This window comes from Candidatus Poriferisodalis sp., assembly GCF_965203655.1.
In the GTDB taxonomy this organism is placed as follows: Bacteria; Actinomycetota; Acidimicrobiia; order Acidimicrobiales; family Poriferisodalaceae; genus Poriferisodalis.
In genome coordinates, this window is record NZ_CBDBDD010000008.1 from 75,260 (window position 1) to 95,764 (window position 20,505).

Genomic DNA, 20,505 nt, shown 5'->3' on the forward strand with positions numbered 1-20,505 from the left:
GTTGCCTCAGTCCGCGGCGAAGCCGATGCGCCGATCGCCAGCCGGACCCAGCTCGAGGAAGGCCAGCTTGTCGACGGGCACCCCGACGCGGCGGCCGCTGCGGTCTGTCAGCCACAGCACCGTCGAATCGCCGCCCAGTGCGCCTTCGAGCGCGGCTGCGGCGTCATCGGCGCCGTCGTCGTCGATCTCGACGCTGAGTTCGCGGCCGCCGTGCGTGATGCCGATCCGGATGTCCATGGCCGCAGGCTACCGGTGGGGTCCTCTGCGGCTGTGGTCAGATCTGCGGAAGCGGGCGCAGTACTCGGGGCTACGGTGCCAGCGAGCCGCCGAGTTCAGTCAGGTGCTGCCGGAATGGCGAGTCGCAGTGCGTCGGGCACCCACTCGAGCTGGAGTTCGTCGACGGCACCGAGGTGGTCGCCGTCGAGCTGGTGACCGAACGGGTGCATCCCGGTCACGGTGACGTCGCGCACGTCGTCGATGCGCTGCACGACGCTCGGATCGGTGTCGCTCAGGCTGCCGTTGGCTCGGAACACCGCGGAGAGCACGTCCAGCGCGTCGGCGAACCGGAGCGACCGCAGCCCGACCACCGACAGTCCGGTGTGCAGTGTTGCCGCGGGAGCGATCCGCACCGGACGGCTGCCGAGGAATGTGTAGGGGTCGGTGTTCGCCGCGACGACAATGAAACAGCCGTCGATGGTCGCCGATGCCGGAGCCGTTGTCCGCACGCTCAGCGTGCCGGTCCGGCGGTCGTAGCGGCGCAGCAGCGTGTCGATGCCCGCGAGGAGGAACAGCGGGTGGCCGAGATACCGCTTGAGCGTCGGGTGCCTCTCGACCTGCTCGACGATCGCAGCGTCGAGCCCCATGCCGCAGTGGAACAGGAAATAACGGCCGGAGGTGCGTCCGAGCCCCGCTGAGGTGATGCTGCCGTTCTCGAATGCGTCAAGGACGGCTTCGGTCGCTGCCAGCGGATCGTCGGGCGTGCCGATCGTCCGGGCGAACACGTTGGTCGAACCGCCCGGCAGTGCGGCGAGAACGCAGTCGGTGCCGGCGACCCCGTTGGCGGCTTCGTTGAGCGTGCCGTCGCCGCCGAGCACGACCACCGCGTCGGTGCCGGTCGTCGCCGCCCCACGTGCCAGGCGAGCCGCGTGCCCTCGCCGGTTGGTGAAGGCCACATCGGTGTCGTGCCGCTCCGAGAGCGCCGTGTGGATGAGCACTCGCGTGCGGGCCGTGGTCGACGATGCCGAATCGTTGACCAGCAGCAAGACACGCACCGCGCAAGTCTCGCCCCGACGCGAGCTTGCGAGCGCCATGAGGCAGAGCCGGAGCCTGCGGGCGTCATTGGGCGGTGGGTGTGGCATCGAAGCCGTGAGTCGGCAGACTCTCGCCCCATGAAGGTCGTTGTGTGCGTCAAGCAGATCCCAGACCCGGCTATCCCGGGCGAGCTGGTTCCCGAGACCGGGACGCTGAACCGGGACGACAAGCTGATCCTGGACGAATCCGACTCCTACGGCGTCGAGATGGCGCTGCAGCTCGCCGAGGCGGCCGGCGGCGGCCAAGTGTCGCTGGTGTCGATGGCACCCCGGTCGGAGACGAGCGGTCTGAGGACGGCGCTCGCCATGGGCGCCGACGATGCGGTGCTCATCAGTGACGATGCGCTTGCCGGCAGCGACGCGCTCGGCACGGCCAAGGTGCTGGGCGCGGCGATCGCCGGGCTCGAGGCCGACCTCGTGCTCGCCGGTGTCGAGTCCAGCGACGGGTACACCGGCACCGTTCCCGAGATGATTGCCGGCGTGATGGGGCTGCCCTCGGTGACGTTCGCGAAGCACATCGAAATCGCCGATGGCGTCGCCAGTGTCCAGCGGCAGACCGAGGCCGGTTACGACCAAGTGGAGTGCGCTCTTCCGGCTGTCGTATCGGTGACTGCGGGCGTGGTTGAGCCCCGTTACCCCTCGTTCAAGGGGATCATGGCGGCCAAGAAGAAGCCGGTCGACTCGAAGGATCTCGCAGCCCTCGGAATCGATGCGGCCGCGGTCGGTGTGGCCGGGGCACGCCAGGAAACGGTCGAGGTGACCGATGCGCCCGAGCGCGAGGCCGGGGAGATCATCACCGACGAGGGCGATGCGCACGCCAACATCGTCGAGTTCCTGACCGAGCTCAAGGTCATCTGACCTGCCCGCCAGCTATCGGCTGACTCAGCTTCCTGACCCACTCACCCACGAAACCGACTGGAACCACCCGCAATGACGCTTGCACAGATTCTGCTCTTCGCTGAAGGCGACGCCGACGGTGCCTCCGGCCTCACGCTGGAACTGGCCACCAAGGCCCGCACACTGGCCGACACCGTGACGGCCTTCGCGCCAGCACACGGCGAAGCCATGGCTGCCGAGCTGGGAGCGCACGGCGTGTCGACCGTGTACGCACTCGACGGACTCGGCGACGGGCTGGTCGGCGTGCACGCCGCCGCAGCGCTGGCCGGGCACATCGAAGCCACCTCGCCCGATGCCGTGTTCTTCGGCCAGACCACCGACGGGCGCGACACCGCCGCCCGCTTGGCGGTGCTGGCGGACCGTCCCGTTTCCACCAACAACGTGGGGGCCGAGATTGTCGACGGGGCCCTCGTCACCGAGGAGCCCATCTTCGGCGGCACGCAGAACATCTTCACCGCGTACCGGGCACCGGCACCGGCGCTCGCGATGTTCCGCCCGAAGAGCTTCGAGGCCGAGCCCAGCGGCGGCGGCGCTGCCGCGGTCGAGAGCGTGGCAGCAGTCGACGCCGGCGAGGCGGGGCGTGCGACGGTGACTGGTCGCCATGCCGAGGAGCGCTCGGGCCCGCAGCTCGATGATGCCGCTGTGGTGGTGTCGGGCGGTCGAGGGCTGGGCCGGCCCGAGGCGTACTCGATGGTCGACGAGTTGGCAGGCCTGCTCGGGGCGGCGTCTGGTGCCTCGCGCGCCATCGTGGATGCCGGCTGGGTTCCCTATGCCAAGCAGGTGGGCCAAACCGGCAAGGTGGTGAAGCCCAACGTTTACATCGCGTGCGGCATCTCCGGCGCCACCCAGCACTTGGTGGGCATGAAGGGCTCCAAGAACATCGTGGCCATCAACAAGGACCCCGAAGCGCCGATCTTCGGCGTTGCCGACTTGGGCATCGTCGGCGACGTGCACAAGGTGATGCCGGCGCTGATCGAAGCGCTCAAGTCGCGCTGAGCCGTTAGTTAGACCAGCGGCCAGGGCCAGCGGCGGCCGCCGTCGTCGTCGGGGAACCTGCCGAAGTCGGCGAGCCATTCGGCACGTTCGGCCAGGGCACTGAGCTCGTCGGGCCGCAGCCATCGTGCGAGATCGGCGGGCGGATCGGCGGCCGAACCGATGGCGGTGCATAACTCTTCGTCGAACGGTTCGCCCCCGAAGTCCCAGATGACCGTCCGCAGCTTGAAATCGCTGGCGAAGCACAGGCCTTGGTCGATGCCGTAGATCGGCCCCCAGCGCGACGCCAAGCAGTGACCCGACTTGCGGTCGGTGTTATTGGCGATGAAATCGAACGCGCAGATCCGCCGCAGGTCGCCATGGTGCCGGTCCTCGGCAACCAGCGTGAAGTAGTGCTCTGTGAAGTCCGCGTCGATGAAGAGCTGAACCGAGCCGACGCCGAGCGGGCCGTCCCGTTCGACCGTGGGCGGGATGACGTGCCATCCCAAAGCCTCAGACAGCTCGAACGCAGCGATCTCGCGCCGGTACAGGCCAGACGGAAAGTCCCACAGCGGCCGCTCTCCCCGCTCGGGCTTGTAGATCGCGGCCGTGGGTGTGGTGGCGTGGTCGATGCGCACTAGGAACGTGGCGTTGCTGCTATAGGGCATCCGTCCCAGGATCGAGATGTCGCCCTCCTGCAGCACCTCGAGCACGTCTGCCACAGGCGCATCTCGGATCACCGGCAGCCTCAGCTGCTCGCCGTCCTCGTCGGTCGGCATCAGGTGGTGTGGGGAGGGTGCGTTCACGCGCCGCCCTCATTCATGGAGAGACAGTGCGATTGGGGCCGGTCACGAACCGCACCGTTCATGTCTTGGGCGGACGGTGCCCGTTGCGCATGCCGAAGTCTCGGCCCTCTTCGACGAGCAGCAGTGCTTGCTGAGCAAATCCGAGCGCCGCCGGGTAGTCGAGATGGATGCGGGCTCGACCGCCGGTGCGCTCATCGTCGTCGGGATCCGACATCTCGCCCGCAGCACCCGTGTCGGCTTCGGGGTCGTCGTCGTCATCGATCTCGTCGGCAATCACCACGATGACCTTGCCTTCGGTGTCCATGCCGGTGGCGAGGCGGCCGACGGTCCATGCGGCGGTCACCGGTTCGACCAGCTCGCCGAAAGCAGCCGCGGGTCCTTCGTAGTTCTCGCCTTCGAGCAGCTCGCTGAGCAGGTTCGCCAGCGCCCAGACCTGCCCCTTCTCCAGCTTCAGCGAGACCACATGGCCAGCCTCGGTTGCCTGCAGGAAGAAGATCCGCTGGCCGGGCGGCCCGACGGTGCCCGCCACGAACGTGTCGGGATTGCGGAGGTCGAAATCGTCACTCATGCCGGAGCCAATGCTGCGAGGTCGGACGTGCTGTTGGTGGCCAGCACGACGGGGCCGTCAGCGGTGTACAGGATCGCAGTCACCGAGCACGGCGACACCACGATCCGCTGGAAGAGATCGAGATGGGTGCCCATGGCGTCTGCCACCAGCGCCCGAATGGGGTCGGCGTGGCTGACGGCGACAACGGTCGCGCCGCGATGGCGGGCCGCCAGCTCGCTCGCCGTCGCCGCCATGCGCGTCTGCATCTCGCGGAACGTCTCGCCGTCGGGAAAGCCAAAGCCGCTGGGGTAATGCTGCACCTGCGACCATGCCGCCAGCTTGCGCAGCTGGTTGAGCTTGCGGCCCGTCCAGCGGCCCATGTCTGCTTCGTTGAGGCCGTCATGGGTGCGCACGCGGCGTCCGAGCGCGGCGGCTATCGGCGCGGCAGTCTCCTGGGCACGCTCCAGCGGGCTGGCATAGACAGCCGCCACCCGGCGTCCGCCTGCGGCGATGCGCTCTGCTGCACGCTGAGCCTGTTGCGTTCCGGCCTCCGACAGATGCACTCCGGGTCGCCGGCCGTACAGCTCGACGCCGGTGGTCGGCGTGAGTCCGTGCCGGACGAACAGCAGCAGTGTGGGTCGAGTTCGGTTCGGCACCAGGTCGAAGCTACTTGCCTGGCACACTCGCAGGGTGAGCGCCCCACCCAGCCCACCCGGCGATATCGCGAGCATCGCGGCCTTGGGCTTGCTGAGCGACGAGGTCGCAGCCTGCAGGCGATGCGATCGGCTCGTGAGGTGGCGCGAGCAAACCGCCGCCGACAAGCGGGCTGCGTTCGCCGACGAGGGCTACTGGGGCCGCGGCGTGCCCGGCTTCGGCGACCCTGCCGCAGCGGTCGTGCTCGTCGGCCTGGCGCCGGCTGCACATGGCGCGAACCGCACGGGCCGGATGTTCACCGGCGATCGCTCCGGCGATTTTCTCTACGCGGCTCTGCACCGCTGCGGCTTCGCCAACCAGCCGACATCGGTGCGCGCCGGAGATGGGCTTGCGCTGCGCGACGCGTACATCACCGCCGCGGTGCGCTGCGCGCCGCCGGCCAACAAGCCCACTCCCACCGAGCGGGACGCCTGCCGGCCATTCCTGGAACGCGAGCTGGCACTGCTGGTCAACGCTCGTGTCGCAGTCGCTCTCGGCGCTTTCGCCTACGGCGTGCTGTGCACCTTGGCAGGCATCCGGCCCCGGCCCCGCTTCGGGCATGGCGTCACGGTTTCCGTGCCCGCCGATGGCCCTTCCGCTCGGGCGGGCGGTTTGAGCAACGTCTCGCACATCGTGTGCTCGTTCCATCCGAGCCAGCAGAACACCTTCACCGGCCGTCTCACCGCCGAGATGACAGATACGGTGCTGCGCGATGCCCGCCGGCTGGCCGACCTGCCGCTCAGCAACTGAGCCCGCGCGGCCGCACCAGCCCGCGTTGGGGTTGGTCGCCCGTTGGGTCGCGTCGGTCCTAGTGCTGCTCGGCGTCGCCGCCTGTTCGGCAACTGTGGTCGAGGTGACACCCGCAACCAGCGTTGCAGGCGAAGCCGGCGCGGATGTGCCGCTGGGCAATCCGGGCACGCTGGCGCCGCCGACGCAGCCAGCCGTCGCCGGGTCGGGGCTGCTCGCGATCGAGCCGCTGACGGCGTTCATGGATGCGTGCGTGGCCGACAACGGGCTCGTGGGGCCGTGCCACTGCGCCGCGGGACGCATGGAGGGCAGCTTGACCGAGATCGACCTCGTGGTCCTCGAGGACCGCATGTCGGGTGCCTTGGAGTTCTCGCCGGAGCTCGCGTCCGTGCTCGTCGACTGTCGAGAAGCCGCGCCGCCGCCGGCGTGGTCGGGGGCTCAGCGACAGCAGTACTTGGACGCGTGCTCCGCTGGTTCAGACCGCCTGAAGAGCTTGTGTGCCTGCTCGCTGGCGCGTGCGCAGGAGGTAGTGCCGGCGCATCGCTTGGACGATTTCTTGGCGAGCACCGAGGTGCAGCCAGACATCGTCGACTTCATCAACCTCTGCGTCTGAGAGTTCACGGCAGACCGCCGGCTATTTCTTGGTGGGCTCAGGCAGCAGCGCCGGCTTCTCCCATGCGAACTTGGGCCAGCGGACACGCGACTTCTCGCTGAGCTTGTGCATGAGCGCGATGGCGCCCGGGTCCTCGTCGCCGGGGCGGCCGATGAGCGAGCCGTCGGCGAGCATCTTCATGATGATCTCCCGCCCGATGTCGGTGCGGACGATGGTGAGGGTCCAGTCGTTGTACTTGCCGATGCCGCCGGTGGAGATGTCGGCGTGCTCGGCGGCGAAGTCGGGGCAGTGATTGCAGCCTTCGCGAGTCCAGGCGTGGCATTCCTTGAGGTTGATCTCGTAGTAGCCGCCGTCATGCGTCCAGATCTGGAACACGCCCTTGATATTGGTCTTGCGGATCCGGTGGCGGTCGAGCCCGTACTTCTGCTCGAAGAGTTCTTCGAAGATCGCCTCGTCGAACGACTTCGAGCACAGCAGCCCGATGTTCAGCACGAAGCGGTTGCCGACCTTGCCGACCTTGCGCGACTTGGCCACTGGAACGATCGAGCTCTGGCAGCTCATGCCCACCAGGGCGATCTTCTGCGCGCCGGCCTCCATCGCCTCGTCGTAGGCGAGCGTGTTGGCCGAGTACGTGTAGCGGCTGCCCGCACCCCGCAGCACGTCGTCGCGGTTGAAGGCCACGCCCGGCGAGGCCGTCCACTGGTTGCCCTCGCCCTCGCCGACATAGGACGTCAGGGCGGCGTCGATGTAGCCGTGGTCGAGCGCCCAGATGAGGATTGCCGAGACCAGCCCGCCGTCCTGGCCGATCTCGTGGACGTAGTCGTCGGAGGCCCTGGTCAGGATGATGTCCTTGAATACACCCGATGGCTCGTCGGCGGTGCGGTGGCGGCCGAACATGAAGTCGTCGGCTTCGTCTTCCCACGTGCGGAAGCGGGGGCATGCTCGCGTGCAGCTCGTGCAGCCTTTCTGGCCGTGGCCGCAGTCTTCGAGGCCGAGTTCTTCTTCGAGGTGGAACGGCGTGAAGCCGCCTTGGACATGCTCGTAGCCGATGACGTCGTGCGGGCAGGAGATCACGCAGCCGGCGCAGCCGGTGCACAGCCCGGTGGTGATGACCTCGTCGTACAGCTCCTTCCACTGGAAGGTCCAGCGCTGCGGCGCCCCGTTGGAAGCTGGGGGAGCCCCGGTGGCTGCCTCGGTCATTGCCATGGCCACAGGCTACGTCAGGTGCCCCGTAGCGCTACGGGTCGATTGCGCGGTAGCTGAAACCGCTGCTCAGGGCTCTAGGGTGGCGCGCCGTGACAGACGCTGAACTGCTGGAGCTGCTCGAGCAGGGACGGGTGGCAACCCTCGCGACGATCCGGTCCGACGGGCGCGTCGACCTGGTGCCTTGCACCTACGCGTTCGAGGACGACGTGGTGGTGACAGCGGTCGACCACAAGCCCAAGACAACCATGGACCTCAAGCGGCTCGACAACGTCCGGCGCTTTCCCGAGGTCACCATGCTGATCGAGCACTACGACGACTCGAACTGGGAGCGCCTGTGGTGGGTGCGCCTGCGCGGCCGCGCCGCCGTGCACACCGAAGGCGCCCAGCACCGGCATGCGATCGAGCTGCTGTGCAAGCGCTACCCGCAATACGCCGCCCAGCCGCCGGTGGGCGCCGCCATTGTCATCCAGCGCACCGAGCTGACCGGCTGGTCTGCAACGGACTGATCGACGCAGCGCCCCCGGCCGGCATGGTGCCAGCGCATCCAGCACGGCGGCATGGTGCCGGCGCATCCAGCACGGAGGCATGGTGCCGGCGCATCCAGCACGGCGGCATGGTGCCGGCGCAGCGCCCTCGGCAGGATTCGAACCTGCGCACATGGCTCCGGAGGCCACTGCTCTATCCCCTGAGCTACGAGGGCTGAACGCCCGGACGGCTCTCCAGGCTCAATGCCCGGTCAAGCTACCGACCGCTGTCGCGCCCCACTCCGGCGACAAGCATCGGGTTGACGCCCGAAATTGTCCCGAGGATCGGCACCCGGCAGGGATAGGTTCGCTTCGGTGACGGAGCTGTAGTGATGGAAGCAGTGCTGGCTGGCGCTATCTCGGCGGCGTTGACGCGCCTCGGTGTCGACGCCGACCTGTCGCGCATCGGCCTCGAACGCCCGGCTCGCACCGATCACGGCGACTGGTCGACAAACGCCGCATTGGTGCATGCGAAGGGCGCAGGGATGGCGCCTCGCGATCTGGCGCAGCGACTCGCTGCGGAGCTCGACGGCGCTGGCTTGCCGCATCTCGAACGGACCGAGGTGGCGGGACCCGGGTTCGTGAACATGCACCTAGCGCCGTCGTGGCTGCACGAGGTGCTGGCCGAGGTCATCACCCAAGGGGAGACCGGCTATGCCACCCACGACGCCGGCCGGGAGCGCACGGTCAACCTTGAGTTTGTTTCCGCCAATCCGACCGGCCCACTGCACGCTGGCGGCGGCCGCTGGGGCGCATTCGGCGACAGCCTCGCCCGCTTGTTCCGTCGTTGCGGCTATGCCACCGTCACCGAGTACTACGTCAACGACCTCGGTGCGCAGGTGCTGTTGTTCGGGCAGTCTCTGGTTGCGCGCATGAAGGGCGAACCCGTGCCCGACGACGGATACCACGGCGAGTACGTGGCCGACTGGGCAGACGAGTTGGTTGCCGAATTGCCTGCCACCGGGGTGGCCGACGCCGACATCTCGCAACGGCTGAGGGAGGCTGCGCTTGAAGCAGGGCACGCGCCTATTCCTGTCGGAACTCCCCCTGAGGTTCGCTTTGCTGCGAGATGGGGTATGGAACGGGCGCTGCGAGATGTCTCTGAGGCGCTCGACGCAATGAACGTCAGTTTCGATCACTGGCAGAGCGAAGCCGAACTGGCCGAGTCAGGTGCGATGGACGCAGTGCTTGCCCGGCTTCGTACAGCCGAAGAACTCGGCGCCCAACACGCTCCGAAACGCACACCTGACATCAGCTGTACCTACACGGACGACGGCGCCGAGTGGCTGCGCACCAGTGAGTTCGGCGACGACAAGGATCGGGTCCTCATCCGCAGTGACGGCGAGCCGACGTATTTCCTGCCCGATATCGCCTACCACGACGCCAAGTTCAATCGCGCCGGCGGTGTCAATTTGGTCATCGACGTGCTGGGCGCCGATCACCACGGCTACGTGCCGCGCATCGCGGCGGCCATGCAGATGCTCGGGCATCCCGCCGAGTCCTATGAGGCCATCGTCGGCCAGAACGTGACCCTCATGCGCGACGGCAAGGTCATCGAGCTGTCCAAGCGCACCGGCACCATGGTCGAGGTGCGCGAGCTCATCGACGCGGTGGGTCCCGACGTGGCGCGTTTCGCGTTCCTGCTGCAGTCGATTGATTCGCGCCAGACCATCGACATCGACCTGCTGTCGGCGCAGGCTGCGGAGAACCCTGTCTTCTACGTGCAATACGCGCACGCCCGCATCGCATCGGTCGCCCGCCGCGCTGAAGCGGACGGCATTGCCCCCCTGCCGCCGCCAGGCACCGATCTCTCACCGCTCACCGGCGATCGGGAATTGGCGCTCCTGCGGGCGCTCGAAGTGCTGCCGTCGGTGGTGGAGATAGCGCTCCGAGAGCGAGCGCCGCACAAGGTGACGACCTGGGTGCGGGATCTCGCAGCCGCGTTCCACGGCTTCTACCACGACTGCCCGATCCTGCACAGCGAGGTGTCGCCGGAGGTGCGTGATGCTCGGCTGTGCCTCACCGAGGGCACGCGCATCGGCTTGGCGATCGGCCTCGACCTGCTCGGCGTGGATGCGCCCGAGGCAATGTGAGCGGGAAGCGATGGTCCGGCGATGACTTCTGAACCGCACAACACTGCGGAAGCCGATGCCGGCGCGGTCGGCGACGATCCCAGCGGTCCGATCCCGTTGCGCCTGCTCCCCGACACGGCCGAAGTGTCGGCGCAGGGTCATCTGCACCTCGGCGGCTGCGACCTCGCCGACCTCGCCGCCGAGTTCGGCACGCCGCTGTTCGTCTACGACGAGGCGCACCTGCGTGCCCGCTGCCGCGAGGCCGTCTCGGCCTTCGACGGGGGAGCGGCCTATGCCGCCAAGGCGTTCCTGTGCGCAGCCATGGCCAGGCTCGCGATCTCCGAGGGCATGGACATCGATGTCGCCAGCGGGGGTGAGCTGCAGACGGTCTTGCGAGCCTTCGACGACGCCGCGGCTGATGGCGACGTGGCGCAGCGCGTCGTGCTGCACGGCAACAACAAATCGGCCGCTGAGCTGGCGATGGCTCGCGAAGCAGGCGTGGGCCGCATCGTTGTCGACTCCTTCGCCGAGCTGGACCGTCTCGACGAGCTGCACCGTGCTGATGGGGCAGTGCCGCGAGTCCTGCTGCGGGTCACCCCGGGTGTCCGTGCCGAGACGCACGAGTACATCTCAACCGGGCAGGCCGACTCCAAGTTCGGTTTCGGCATCGGCCAGGGTGTTGCGATTGCTGCCGTTGAGCGTGCGGCTGCGATGTCGTCGATCGAGCTCGCTGGCATCCACTGCCATATCGGCAGCCAGGTGTTCCGCGTGGAGAGTCTGGCAAGAGCGCTCGATGTCGTCGCCGAGTTCGCAGCACCGCTGTTCGGCGATGGGGGTGCAGCGGCTGGCCGTCTCGAAGAGCTGTCGATCGGCGGGGGGCTCGGCGTCGCGTACGTCGAGTCGGAGCAGGCGCCCACCATCACCGAATGGGGCGCGACGCTGCGTGAGCGCTGGGGTTCGCTCAGCAAGCGATACGGCTTTGAGGCCCGTCTGGTGGCCGAGCCCGGACGTGCCATCGCGGCAGCGGCCGCGGTGACGCTCTACACCGTGGGCAGCATCAAGGAGGTGCCGGGCGTGCGGACCTATGTCGCCGTCGACGGCGGCTACGGCGACAACCCGCGCCCGATGCTCTACGGCAGCGACTACACCGCTTTCGTGCCCGCCCGCACCGCCGAGCCCCGTCCCGATCGGGTGCGGCTGGTAGGCAAGCACTGCGAGTCGGGCGACGTGATCGTGCGCTCGGCCCCCGTGCCCGCAGGACTCGTCGCGGGTGATCTCGTCGCCACCCCGGTCACCGGCGCCTACGGCTACTCGATGGGCGCGCCCTACAACCGCATCGGCCGCCCCGCCGTGGTGTTCGCGGCCGGCGGCGACGCGCGCCTCGTCATCCGCCGCGAAACCGTCGACGACATGCTCGCCCTCGACGTTCTCTGAGATTCGGCGGTCTCTGCGCATCGGCGTCGGGATGAGCGTCGCAGAAAACGCTGCGGGGGTGCCGGCGCGCTGGCGGTACCGTTTCGGCCGTGTCTGGAGCCGAAGCCGAGCCCGCGCCCCCTGCTGACGCTGATGCGGGTGAGCCGCGCCCGTTGCGCGTCGGCGTCTTGGGCTGTGGAAATGTTGGCGCCGCGCTCGTTGCGATCCTGCGGCGCGATGCAGCGCATCTGGTAGGCCGCACCGGGCTGGACTTCGAGGTCGCCCGGGTTGCGGTCCGCAATCTCAGTGCCGAGCGCTCGGTGGAGTTGCCATCGGGTGTGCTGACCCGCGACAGCGAGTCGCTGGTGGCGGCCGACGATGTGGACGTCGTTGTGGAGGCGATGGGCGGCATCGAGCCGGCCCGCCACTTGGTCAGCGCTGCTCTCGGTGCAGGCAAGCCGGTCGTGACTGCCAACAAGGAGCTCATCGCCAATGTCGGCGAGGAGCTGTTCGCGTTGGCTGCTGCCAACGGCGTCGACCTGGCATTCGAGGCGGCTGTCGCAGGTGGCATCCCGCTCATCGGCGTGCTGCGCAACTCGCTGATCGGCGAGCGCATCACCCGTGTGATGGGCATCGTGAACGGCACCACCAACTACATCCTCACGCGCATGGCCGAGGACGGCGCCGACTACGCCGATGTGCTGGGCGAGGCGCAGCGGCTGGGCTATGCCGAGGCCGATCCGACAGCTGACGTGGAGGGCTTCGACGCGGGTGCCAAGGCGGCGATCTTGGCCATGACGGCGTTCGGCGCCAAGGTCGTGGCAGGCGACGTCTACCAGGAGGGCATCAGCGGGATCGGCAAGGGCGACATCGCGGCAGCCGCCCGGATGGGCCACGTCATCAAGCTGCTCGCCGTGGCCGAGCGTCAGAACGGCGAGATCGCCGTGCGGGTGCATCCGGCGATGGTGCCGACTGACCACCCATTGGCCTCAGTGCGCGATGCCTTCAACGCGGTGTTCCTGGAGGGTGAGGCTGTCGAGGACTTGATGCTGTACGGGCGCGGTGCGGGCGGGTTCCCGACTGCCAGCGCCATGCTGGGCGACCTCATCACCGTGTCGCAGAATCTCCGCCGCGGTGTGTGCGACGGGTTCGGCCCGTTGAGCGCAGCGCGCCTGCGCCCAATTGACGAGACCTACACCGCCTACCACCTGCAATTCGACGTCACCGACAAGCCAGGCGTACTCGCCGCGGTGGCCGGTGTGTTCGGTGAGCACGGAGTGTCGATCCGCTCAGTTGAGCAGACCACACGGGCCGGGACGGCCGACGACATCGCTCATCTGGAGTTCATCACTCACCGTGCCCGCGAAGCCGATGTGGCCTCCACGCTGCGGGACGTGCGCGAGCTCGACGCGGTGCGGCGCATTGGCAATGCGATCCGGGTGATCGGCGAGTAATCGCCGGGATCGGCAAAAGGCACCATGCGCTACCTGAGCACCCGGGGCGACGCCCCGGTCTTGGACTTCGGTGACGTACTGCTCGAAGGCTTGGCCGCTGACGGCGGGCTGTACGTGCCTCACGAGTTGCCTGCGCTCAGCGGGAGCGATCTGCGGGACTTCGCCGGGCTCGAGTACCACGAGGCGGCGACACGCGTGCTGGCGCCGTTCGTCACCCCGTCGCTGGACATCGACGATCTGGCGCCTCTCGTCCAAGACGCCTACGCCTCGTTCACCCACCCCGATGTCGTTCCCCTCAGCGCGCTCGCGGCTGGCGAGCATCTGGTGGAGCTGTTCTGGGGGCCGACGCTGTCGTTCAAGGACGTCGCCCTGCAGCTGCTCGGGAGGCTCTTCGAGCACGAGCTGGACCGGCGCGGCAGTTTCATGACGGTCGTGGGAGCTACCTCGGGAGACACCGGTTCGGCCGCCATCGAGGCGTGCCGGGACCGTGCGGGCATCGAGCTGGTGATGCTGCACCCGGCTGGCCGGGTCACCGAGATTCAGCGGCGCCAGATGACCACGGTGGACAGCCCGAACATCCACAACGTGGCCATCGACGGCACGTTCGACGACTGCCAGGACTTGGTGAAAGCGCTGTTTGCCGACCGGCCGTTCCGCGAGCAGATGCGGCTGGGTGCGGTCAACAGCATCAACTGGGCGCGCGTCGCGGCGCAGACCGTCTACTACGTGACGACGGCAGTCAGGCTCGGCGCTCCCGAGCACGCCGTGTCGTTCTGCGTGCCGACCGGCAATTTCGGCAACGTGCTCGCAGGCGATGTGGCCCGGCGCATGGGTCTGCCCATCGACCGGCTGGTGGTCGCCACCAACCACAACGACATCCTGGCTCGCGCCCACAGCACCGGCGAGATGGCCATCACCGAGGTGCGTCATTCCACCAGCCCGGCGATGGACATCCAGGTGTCCAGCAACTTCGAGCGGCTGCTGTTCGAGCTGAACGGCCGTCGAGGCGCCGCACTGGCAGCTGACATGGCCCGTTTCCGGACCGAGGGCTCGCTCGCACTGACGCCGGAGGTGCTGGAAGGCCTGCGTGCAGGCTTCGATGCGGGTTCAGCGACCGAAGGCGAGGTCTCGGCCACCATCGCAGCAGTGAACGAGATCGACGGGCGGCTCATCGACCCGCACACCGCGGTAGCGCTCACCGTCGCACGACGCGATGCTCCCACCGACGGCTGGACTACGCCCATGGCAGTCATGTCCACAGCCCATCCGGCCAAGTTCGGCGATGCAGTGCTCGAGGCCACTGGTCAACAACCTGAGCTTCCTCCTGCGCTCGCGGCTCTCGCAAACCGCGAAGAGCACCTCACCGCGCTCCCGAACGATCTAGCCACACTCCGCGACTTCGTCAGCGTCGTAGCGTCGCAGTAGCGGCTGAGTACAGGCGGCGGTAGCGTCGGCGCTGATCGACGGTTGCTCAGTGGCGGAGTGCGCCCAGTGAAGGGCTTGCTCGTGCGTCATGGGACCGGATCGCTGCGTCGGGTGACCGAACCCGCCGCAGGCAACGCAGACACACTTCGCGGCCTGTACGGGGCTGCGCACCACGGCCAGAGCCTCTGAGGTAGCCATGTCGGACACGCCGGATCGTGCCTTGCTGGAATCCAAGGAGCGAGACGAGCTGCTCCAGATCGCCGCAGCGCTCGGCGTCGAGGTAGCGGCCCGTGCCCGCAAGAACACCATCATCAGCGCCATCCTCGGCCCCGACGACGGCGACGGCGGCACGGATGACACAACCGAGCCGACGACTGGCTCCGCAAGCGCCCCCGTCACCAAGACGCGCACACGCACTCCGGCTGTTCGCGACGCAGACGGCTCGGGCGGCGACGGCCCTGCCGACGATGCATCACCCTCGTCACCCACTGCGGAATCGCAGGAAACCCCCGCAGGCGACGTGCCGCCGGACGACCAGGATTCCTCTGCTGAGGTGCCGGTGGCCGAGGAGGGCAATCGCCGCAGCCGTCGTCGCGGCCGCGGGCGCGACGACACGCCGATCGCCGGAGAGACCGTCCACTGCGACGGCCTGCTCGACCTGCGCGACGAGGGTTACGGCTTCCTGCGCACCAATGGCCCGCTGCCCTCTGCCGACGACGTGTACATAGCGGCACGGCAGGTGCGCCAGTACGACCTGCGTCGCGGCGACCGCATCACCGGCGTCAGCCGGCCGGCGGCCCGCAGCGAGCGAAATCCTGCGCTGCTGCGCCTGGACACGCTCAACGGCGAGCCGCCGCCAGAAGTGCCCGACCGGCCGCTGTTTGACAGCCTCACGCCGGTGCTGCCGACTGAGGCGCTGCTGCTCGGCGACACTCAACAGGCTGGGCCGCTAGCTCCCATCGACGCCGGGGCTCCGATCGGCATCGGAACTCGAGGTCTGCTCACGGCCGACGGCACCAGTCCGGCGTCGCCGCTCGTGGCGGCCATGGCCGCAGCCATCGGAGAGCGCCATCCCGACATCCACCTGATCGTCTTGCTGATTGCAGAGCGGCCTGAGGACGTCACCGATATGACCCGCCGGCTTGAGACCTCCGGCGAGGTACTTGCTTCGACCTTCGATCGGCCGCCCGAGGAGCATCTCGCGGTGGCCGAGCTCACGCTGGAGCGCACCAAGCGGATGGCCGAGGCCGGGGACGATGTGGTGATCCTCTTCGATGGATTGACGCGCCTGGCCCGTGCATATGCGGCGAGCGGCAACGGTCGCAACCAGCCCGCCGATGCCGTGGGTGCCGCGATCACGTCGACGCTGCGATTCTTCGGTGGTGCCCGGAATCTGGAGGAAGCCGGCTCGATCACGATGGTGGCCACGGCACGCACATCCACAGGCAACGCCGTCGACGATCTGGTGGCGGCGCGGCTGCGAGAGGCGGCAAATCTGGAGATCGCATTCGCCGGCGGGCTGCCGGGATCCGACGTGCCGCAGGACGGCGAGATCCAGCTCGATCCCGATCACAGCTTCAGCCTCGGCGACCACCGCTGAGACTCGCCAAAGATGCGATTGCTGCACCTGCCTCTTAGGCTGATCTGCCCGGAACCATCCATGCAGGGGACACGATGAAGAGCGACATCCATCCCGACTACCGGCCAGTCGTGTTCCGCGACGCCAGCGCCGACTTCGCCTTCCTCACCCAGTCCACGATCGAGACCAACGACACGATCGAATGGACCGACGGCAACACTTACCCGCTGGCCAATGTCGAGCTGTCCAGCGCGAGCCACCCCTTCTTCACCGGTCAGATGAAGATCGTCGACACGGCCGGTCGGGTCGAGCGCTTCGAGCGGCGCTACGGCCAGCGCAAGCGGCGGAGCTGACACCCCTCCGGTTCGTCTAGGCACGAGGGCACGGCGAGCATCGCGAACGACCAGACACGACTCGTGACAGCCAGCAGCCGCTATGACGCTTGAAGCGGATCGCATCCAGGCCCTGCACGCGGCCAAGCTGCGAGCGTTGGCCCGCAGCGTGCTCGGTGTGGAGCTGGCTGAGGTCTCGGGCACCGACGACGGCGCCCTCGCCGTGGCCGCGGGTGCTGAGCCTGCGGTGGTGTGCCTCGCGCAGGAGCGCCCCCACCGGGCGCTCGGCGGCGCGCTGGCGCTGGCAATTCGCAGCGGTTGCGACGCTGCGCATGTCTTCGCCGACGATCACAGCGGCCTGCTGGCGAGGCGCGCAGCCTGCTTCACCCAGCCGCCCGCGGTGTGGCAGATCCGCGGCGACTCGGCGGTGCCTGCTGAGCCATTGCCGAGGCCGACCGAGCCGGTCCCGCCGCGCGTGCCAGAGCTCGTGTCGCTGCTCGCCGGCGCCGGCGTCGAGATCGCAGTTGAGCACGGCGTCATCACCGGTGAGGTGGTGGGTCTCGAGGTGGCCCGCATCGTCCCAGCGGCGCCGGCTGCCCTAGCCAGCAGCGGCGGTACCCGAACCGGCGACATCGATCCCCACGACCGCGACGATCCCGCAACAGCGTGGCGGATCGAGGTCGGCGTCGGTGCGCACGACCGGGAGGCCTTCGGTCTGCTGCACGCCGACGAGCCCACCGCCGAAGCCATCGGACGCGTCGCTGAGACGGTGCGGACACACCGCTCGCCGGGTGCATCGCCGCATCCGCTCAACCGGATGGGTGCGGCCCGCTGGCTGCGCTCGCTGCTCATCCGCCAGCCAGAACTTGTCGACGCGGGCCGCTTGCGGGCGGCATCGCCTCCCGTGCCCCGAGGGGGCCCCAAGGACCCGTCGCCGGCGGTGGCATACGGCCTGACACCCGATGGTCGCCGCCTCGTCGTGGTGGTCTGCGTCGGCATCGACCTCGACGTGGTGCCGTTCGCAGCAGACGCGCGGCTCTTCCTCGACCCCGATGCCGAGCTGACCGTCGCCTTGCCGCGACGCGACGCCCACGAGGTCGTCCGAGCCATGGCGGCGAGACTGGACAGTCCTGCAGAGATCGTCGAGATCGACGACGGATGGCGCACGCTGTCCAGCAGCGGCTCCTGATCCGGCCTGAAACCCCGCAGTTAGCCTGAACGCGTGTCGGGCGCCTTGGAATCCCTGCGGCTGGATGCGCTGGAAGCCGAACGGGCCGAACTCGAACGGAAGCTCGGCGAGGGCGCCGCTTCGGGCGACCGCGCCCAGTTCGCGGAGCTCGGCCGGCGCCTGGCGCGCATCGGCGAGATCATCGACGTCGCGCACGAGACCCAGCGTGCGCGCGCGGACGCCGAGGCCGCCCACGACCTCCTCGAGGCGAGCGACGGCGATGACGCGGCCGAGGCGTCCCAGATGCTCGAAGCCGCACAGCAGCGCGCCGCCGAACTCGACGAGCGCTTGGAGATCCTGCTGCTGCCCACCGATCCGAATGACGAGCGCGACGTCATCGTGGAGATCCAGGGTGCCGAGGGCGGCGAGGAAGCGAACATCTGGGCCCGGGACCTGTTCGAGATGTATCGGGCGTACGTCGCGGCCCAAGGGGGATGGTCGCTGGAACTGCTCGGCAGCCAGGACAGCGACATGGGCGGGTTCACCAACGTGACGTTCGCGGTGCGCGGTCCGGGTGTCTGGCGCGGGCTGAAGCACGAGGGGGGACCGCATCGGGTGCAACGCGTGCCGGTCACCGAATCACAGGGCCGTGTCCACACGTCGTCTGCGACGGTGAGCGTCCTGCCGGAGGCCGAGGAGGTCGACGTCGAGATCGACCCGAACGACCTGATCGTCGACACATTCCGATCGTCGGGGCCGGGCGGCCAGTCGGTCAACACGACCGACTCAGCCGTGCGCGTCACCCACAAGCCCACCGGGGTGGTCGTGTCGATGCAAGACGAGAAGAGCCAGTTGCAAAACCGCGCCAAGGCCATGCGGGTGCTGCGCTCGCGCTTGTTGCAGCTCCAGCAGGAAGCACACGCGGCGGAGGTGGCCGCTCACAAGCGGGATCAGGTCCGCGGGGGTGGCCGGTCCGAGAAGATCCGGACGTACAACTTCAAGGAGAACCGGGTCACCGATCACCGCGTGGGCCTGACGATCTACAAGCTGGACCGGGTCCTCGCCGGCGAGTTGGACGAGATCACCGACGCCCTCCAGCGCGCCGAGCACGCCGAGCGACTCGCTGCCGTGGCTGACGCTCGCGACTGACGGCGCTTCGGTGGTGCAGCGAAGTCCGCACACGCCGGGCAAGGAGGCCCTGACGCTCGGGGACCTCTACCGCGGGCTGCGCTCGCAGTTCGAGTCGGCCGGCGTGAGTGAACCCGAAGTCAGTGCCCGCTGGATCGCGGCGCAGGCCAGCGGCGGCGACACCGCGCAGATTGCCCTGGCACCGCAGACGCCGATGACGGTGCGCATGGTGGCGCACGCCGATGCCATGGCGGCCCGGCGGATTGCAGGCGAGCCGTTGCAGTACGTACTGGGCAGCTGGGCATTCCGCCAGCTCGACTTGGCAGTGGACAGCCGGGCGCTGATCCCGCGCCCCGAGACCGAAGCCGTCGCCGGCATCGCCGTCGACTGGCTCGTCCAGACCGTGCGCCGCCGGCGTCTGTCTGAGGTCACCGTGGCCGATCTGGGCGCGGGCTGCGGCGCGATCGCGCTGTCGATCGCCCAGGAGGTGCCCCAAGCTCGCGTGTACGCCACCGACAGCTCTGCAGATGCTCTGGCGCTGGCGGCGGCCAACCTGGCAGGCGTCGGGCACGCCGCATCGCGGGTCTCGCTGCATCAGGGGAGCTGGTTCGAGGCGCTGGAGGGCGTGCACGCTCCCAACGACATCGATTGCAGCGCGATCCTGCTGCGGGGACAGCTCCACGCCGTCGTGTCCAACCCGCCGTATGTGGCCGACGGCGAGCCGCTCGCGCCAGAGATCGACGACTGGGAACCGCGTGAGGCGCTGTACGCGGGGCCGGACGGGCTCAGCGCGGTACGCGAGATCGTCCGGGAAGCGCGCAGCTGGTTGGCGCCGGGCGGGCTGCTCGTCGTGGAAATCGCGAGCGACCAGGGGTCGGCTGTCGCGGCCCTAGCCGAGGCCCGCGGCTACGAGCGGGTGCGCATCGAACGCGATCTGGCCGGCTCGGAGCGTGTCCTGGTCGCCATGCGGCCGCGCGACGAGCCGGATGCGCTCGAACTGGAAACCGCGGCTCGGCGGCTTCTGGACGGAGACTTCGTTGTAGCGCCCACTGACACGATCTGCGGGGTGATGGCGCGCTACGCGGACACCGACGCCGTGGCCCGCGTCTGCGAGGCCAAGGAGCGTCCCCGCAGCGAGCCCATGCCGATCCTGGTCTCGGGGCTGGCGCAGGCCGATGAGCTGGTCGAGCTGAGTCCAGCTGCACGAGCGCTCGCGGAGCAGCATTGGCCCGGCGGCCTGACGCTCGTCGCGAAACGCAGGGATGGCCCCGACCCGCTGCACGGACGCGAAACCCTGGGCGTGCGGGCGCCGGCGTTGGGCTGGCTGCGCTGGCTCATCGACGACGTCGGACCCGTCACCGGCACCAGCGCCAACCGCCACGGTCATCCCACACCGGCCAGCGCCTCCGATGCGGCGATGGGCCTGGCAACGAGCGCTGGCGAGATGGCAGTACCCGGGCGTGTCATCCGCGGGCAGGCAGCCGGGGGAACTGCATCCACCGTGGTGGATGTCACCGGCGAAACGCCGATCATCCTGCGAGCCGGCGCCGTCCGGGCTGAAGCGCTCGAAATTCCCGAAGTTTCTGCCGGATCTGGCGACTGAGCAGCGGCGACCGCTG

Annotated in this window: 20 protein-coding genes and 1 tRNA gene; 14 read left to right on the forward strand and 7 right to left on the reverse strand. The window is 68.7% G+C overall.

From position 1 onward, the window contains the following. Positions 1 to 6: 6 nt before the first annotated feature. On the reverse strand, positions 7 to 237 hold the full coding sequence (locus tag ACOGW9_RS08960) for a DUF3107 domain-containing protein (protein ID WP_419854333.1): 231 nt from the start codon (positions 235 to 237) through the stop codon (positions 7 to 9). Positions 238 to 332: 95 nt separating this feature from the next. Then, entirely contained in the window at positions 333 to 1,271 is a 939-nt protein-coding gene (locus tag ACOGW9_RS08965; protein ID WP_419910415.1) for a diacylglycerol/lipid kinase family protein, read from the reverse strand. Positions 1,272 to 1,388: 117 nt separating this feature from the next. Between ACOGW9_RS08965 and ACOGW9_RS08970 the strand changes: the two genes are divergently transcribed. Then, positions 1,389 to 2,168 carry an electron transfer flavoprotein subunit beta/FixA family protein gene (locus ACOGW9_RS08970; RefSeq protein WP_419854322.1) on the forward strand — a complete coding sequence of 260 codons (780 nt, stop codon included), beginning with the start codon at positions 1,389 to 1,391 and terminating at the stop codon, positions 2,166 to 2,168. A gap of 72 nt (positions 2,169 to 2,240) precedes the next feature. Continuing rightward, positions 2,241 to 3,203 carry an electron transfer flavoprotein subunit alpha/FixB family protein gene (locus tag ACOGW9_RS08975; protein ID WP_419910417.1) on the forward strand — a complete coding sequence of 321 codons (963 nt, stop codon included), beginning with the start codon at positions 2,241 to 2,243 and terminating at the stop codon, positions 3,201 to 3,203. Between the two features lie 8 nt (positions 3,204 to 3,211). Here ACOGW9_RS08975 and ACOGW9_RS08980 read toward each other — a convergent pair whose 3' ends face one another. Genes ACOGW9_RS08980 through ACOGW9_RS08990 form a run of 3 tightly spaced genes read right to left on the reverse strand, consistent with a single transcriptional unit; the run spans position 3,212 to position 5,188 of the window. Beyond that, on the reverse strand, positions 3,212 to 3,985 hold the full coding sequence (locus ACOGW9_RS08980; RefSeq protein WP_419910419.1) for an SCO1664 family protein: 774 nt from the start codon (positions 3,983 to 3,985) through the stop codon (positions 3,212 to 3,214). 58 nt (positions 3,986 to 4,043) lie between these two features. Further along, on the reverse strand, positions 4,044 to 4,553 hold the full coding sequence (locus ACOGW9_RS08985) for a DUF3090 family protein (RefSeq protein ID WP_419910421.1): 510 nt from the start codon (positions 4,551 to 4,553) through the stop codon (positions 4,044 to 4,046). Then, on the reverse strand, positions 4,550 to 5,188 hold the full coding sequence (locus ACOGW9_RS08990; protein WP_419910423.1) for an MSMEG_4193 family putative phosphomutase: 639 nt from the start codon (positions 5,186 to 5,188) through the stop codon (positions 4,550 to 4,552). The genes ACOGW9_RS08985 and ACOGW9_RS08990 overlap by 4 nt, the downstream gene beginning before the upstream one ends. Positions 5,189 to 5,222: 34 nt before the next feature. On the opposite strand from ACOGW9_RS08990, the gene ACOGW9_RS08995 reads away from it, so the two are divergent. Together ACOGW9_RS08995 and ACOGW9_RS09000 are read left to right on the forward strand one after the other, a co-directional pair. After that, complete coding sequence (locus ACOGW9_RS08995) at positions 5,223 to 5,975, forward strand: uracil-DNA glycosylase (protein WP_419910425.1); 753 nt, start codon at positions 5,223 to 5,225, stop codon at positions 5,973 to 5,975. A gap of 103 nt (positions 5,976 to 6,078) precedes the next feature. Continuing rightward, a complete protein-coding gene (locus ACOGW9_RS09000; RefSeq protein WP_419910427.1) occupies positions 6,079 to 6,585 on the forward strand; it encodes a hypothetical protein in 507 nt (168 codons plus the stop codon). Between the two features lie 21 nt (positions 6,586 to 6,606). On the opposite strand, the gene ACOGW9_RS09005 is transcribed toward ACOGW9_RS09000, so the two are convergent. Next, positions 6,607 to 7,791 (reverse strand): Coenzyme F420 hydrogenase/dehydrogenase, beta subunit C-terminal domain, encoded by a 1,185-nt coding sequence (locus tag ACOGW9_RS09005; protein ID WP_419910429.1) that lies wholly within the window; start codon positions 7,789 to 7,791, stop codon positions 6,607 to 6,609. An 89-nt stretch (positions 7,792 to 7,880) separates the two neighbouring features. Between ACOGW9_RS09005 and ACOGW9_RS09010 the strand changes: the two genes are divergently transcribed. Then, complete coding sequence (locus ACOGW9_RS09010; RefSeq protein ID WP_419910431.1) at positions 7,881 to 8,297, forward strand: TIGR03668 family PPOX class F420-dependent oxidoreductase; 417 nt, start codon at positions 7,881 to 7,883, stop codon at positions 8,295 to 8,297. A gap of 122 nt (positions 8,298 to 8,419) precedes the next feature. Here ACOGW9_RS09010 and ACOGW9_RS09015 read toward each other — a convergent pair. Continuing rightward, positions 8,420 to 8,491: transfer RNA gene (locus ACOGW9_RS09015), tRNA-Arg, on the reverse strand. A 156-nt stretch (positions 8,492 to 8,647) separates the two neighbouring features. On the opposite strand from ACOGW9_RS09015, the gene argS reads away from it, so the two are divergent. The 9 genes from argS (at position 8,648) to prmC (ending at position 20,489) form a co-directional block, all read left to right on the forward strand. Beyond that, on the forward strand, positions 8,648 to 10,408 hold the full coding sequence (argS, locus tag ACOGW9_RS09020; RefSeq protein ID WP_419910433.1) for an arginine--tRNA ligase: 1,761 nt from the start codon (positions 8,648 to 8,650) through the stop codon (positions 10,406 to 10,408). A 21-nt stretch (positions 10,409 to 10,429) separates the two neighbouring features. Then, positions 10,430 to 11,821 (forward strand): diaminopimelate decarboxylase, encoded by a 1,392-nt coding sequence (gene lysA / locus ACOGW9_RS09025; protein ID WP_419910435.1) that lies wholly within the window; start codon positions 10,430 to 10,432, stop codon positions 11,819 to 11,821. Positions 11,822 to 11,910: 89 nt separating this feature from the next. Then, positions 11,911 to 13,254 (forward strand): homoserine dehydrogenase, encoded by a 1,344-nt coding sequence (locus ACOGW9_RS09030; protein WP_419910437.1) that lies wholly within the window; start codon positions 11,911 to 11,913, stop codon positions 13,252 to 13,254. 24 nt (positions 13,255 to 13,278) lie between these two features. Continuing rightward, entirely contained in the window at positions 13,279 to 14,679 is a 1,401-nt protein-coding gene (gene thrC, locus ACOGW9_RS09035; RefSeq protein WP_419910439.1) for a threonine synthase, read from the forward strand. Between the two features lie 196 nt (positions 14,680 to 14,875). After that, on the forward strand, positions 14,876 to 16,279 hold the full coding sequence (locus tag ACOGW9_RS09040; protein WP_419910441.1) for a hypothetical protein: 1,404 nt from the start codon (positions 14,876 to 14,878) through the stop codon (positions 16,277 to 16,279). A gap of 74 nt (positions 16,280 to 16,353) precedes the next feature. Then, positions 16,354 to 16,611, forward strand: a complete 258-nt coding sequence (locus ACOGW9_RS09045) for a type B 50S ribosomal protein L31 (protein ID WP_419910443.1) — start codon at positions 16,354 to 16,356, stop codon at positions 16,609 to 16,611. Positions 16,612 to 16,693: 82 nt separating this feature from the next. Continuing rightward, positions 16,694 to 17,779, forward strand: coding sequence for a hypothetical protein (locus tag ACOGW9_RS09050; protein WP_419910445.1), 1,086 nt, complete (start codon positions 16,694 to 16,696; stop codon positions 17,777 to 17,779). 45 nt (positions 17,780 to 17,824) lie between these two features. After that, on the forward strand, positions 17,825 to 18,907 hold the full coding sequence (gene prfA / locus ACOGW9_RS09055; RefSeq protein WP_419911284.1) for a peptide chain release factor 1: 1,083 nt from the start codon (positions 17,825 to 17,827) through the stop codon (positions 18,905 to 18,907). Positions 18,908 to 18,920: 13 nt separating this feature from the next. Continuing rightward, positions 18,921 to 20,489, forward strand: coding sequence for a peptide chain release factor N(5)-glutamine methyltransferase (gene prmC, locus ACOGW9_RS09060; RefSeq protein ID WP_419910447.1), 1,569 nt, complete (start codon positions 18,921 to 18,923; stop codon positions 20,487 to 20,489). Positions 20,490 to 20,505 lie beyond the last annotated feature (16 nt).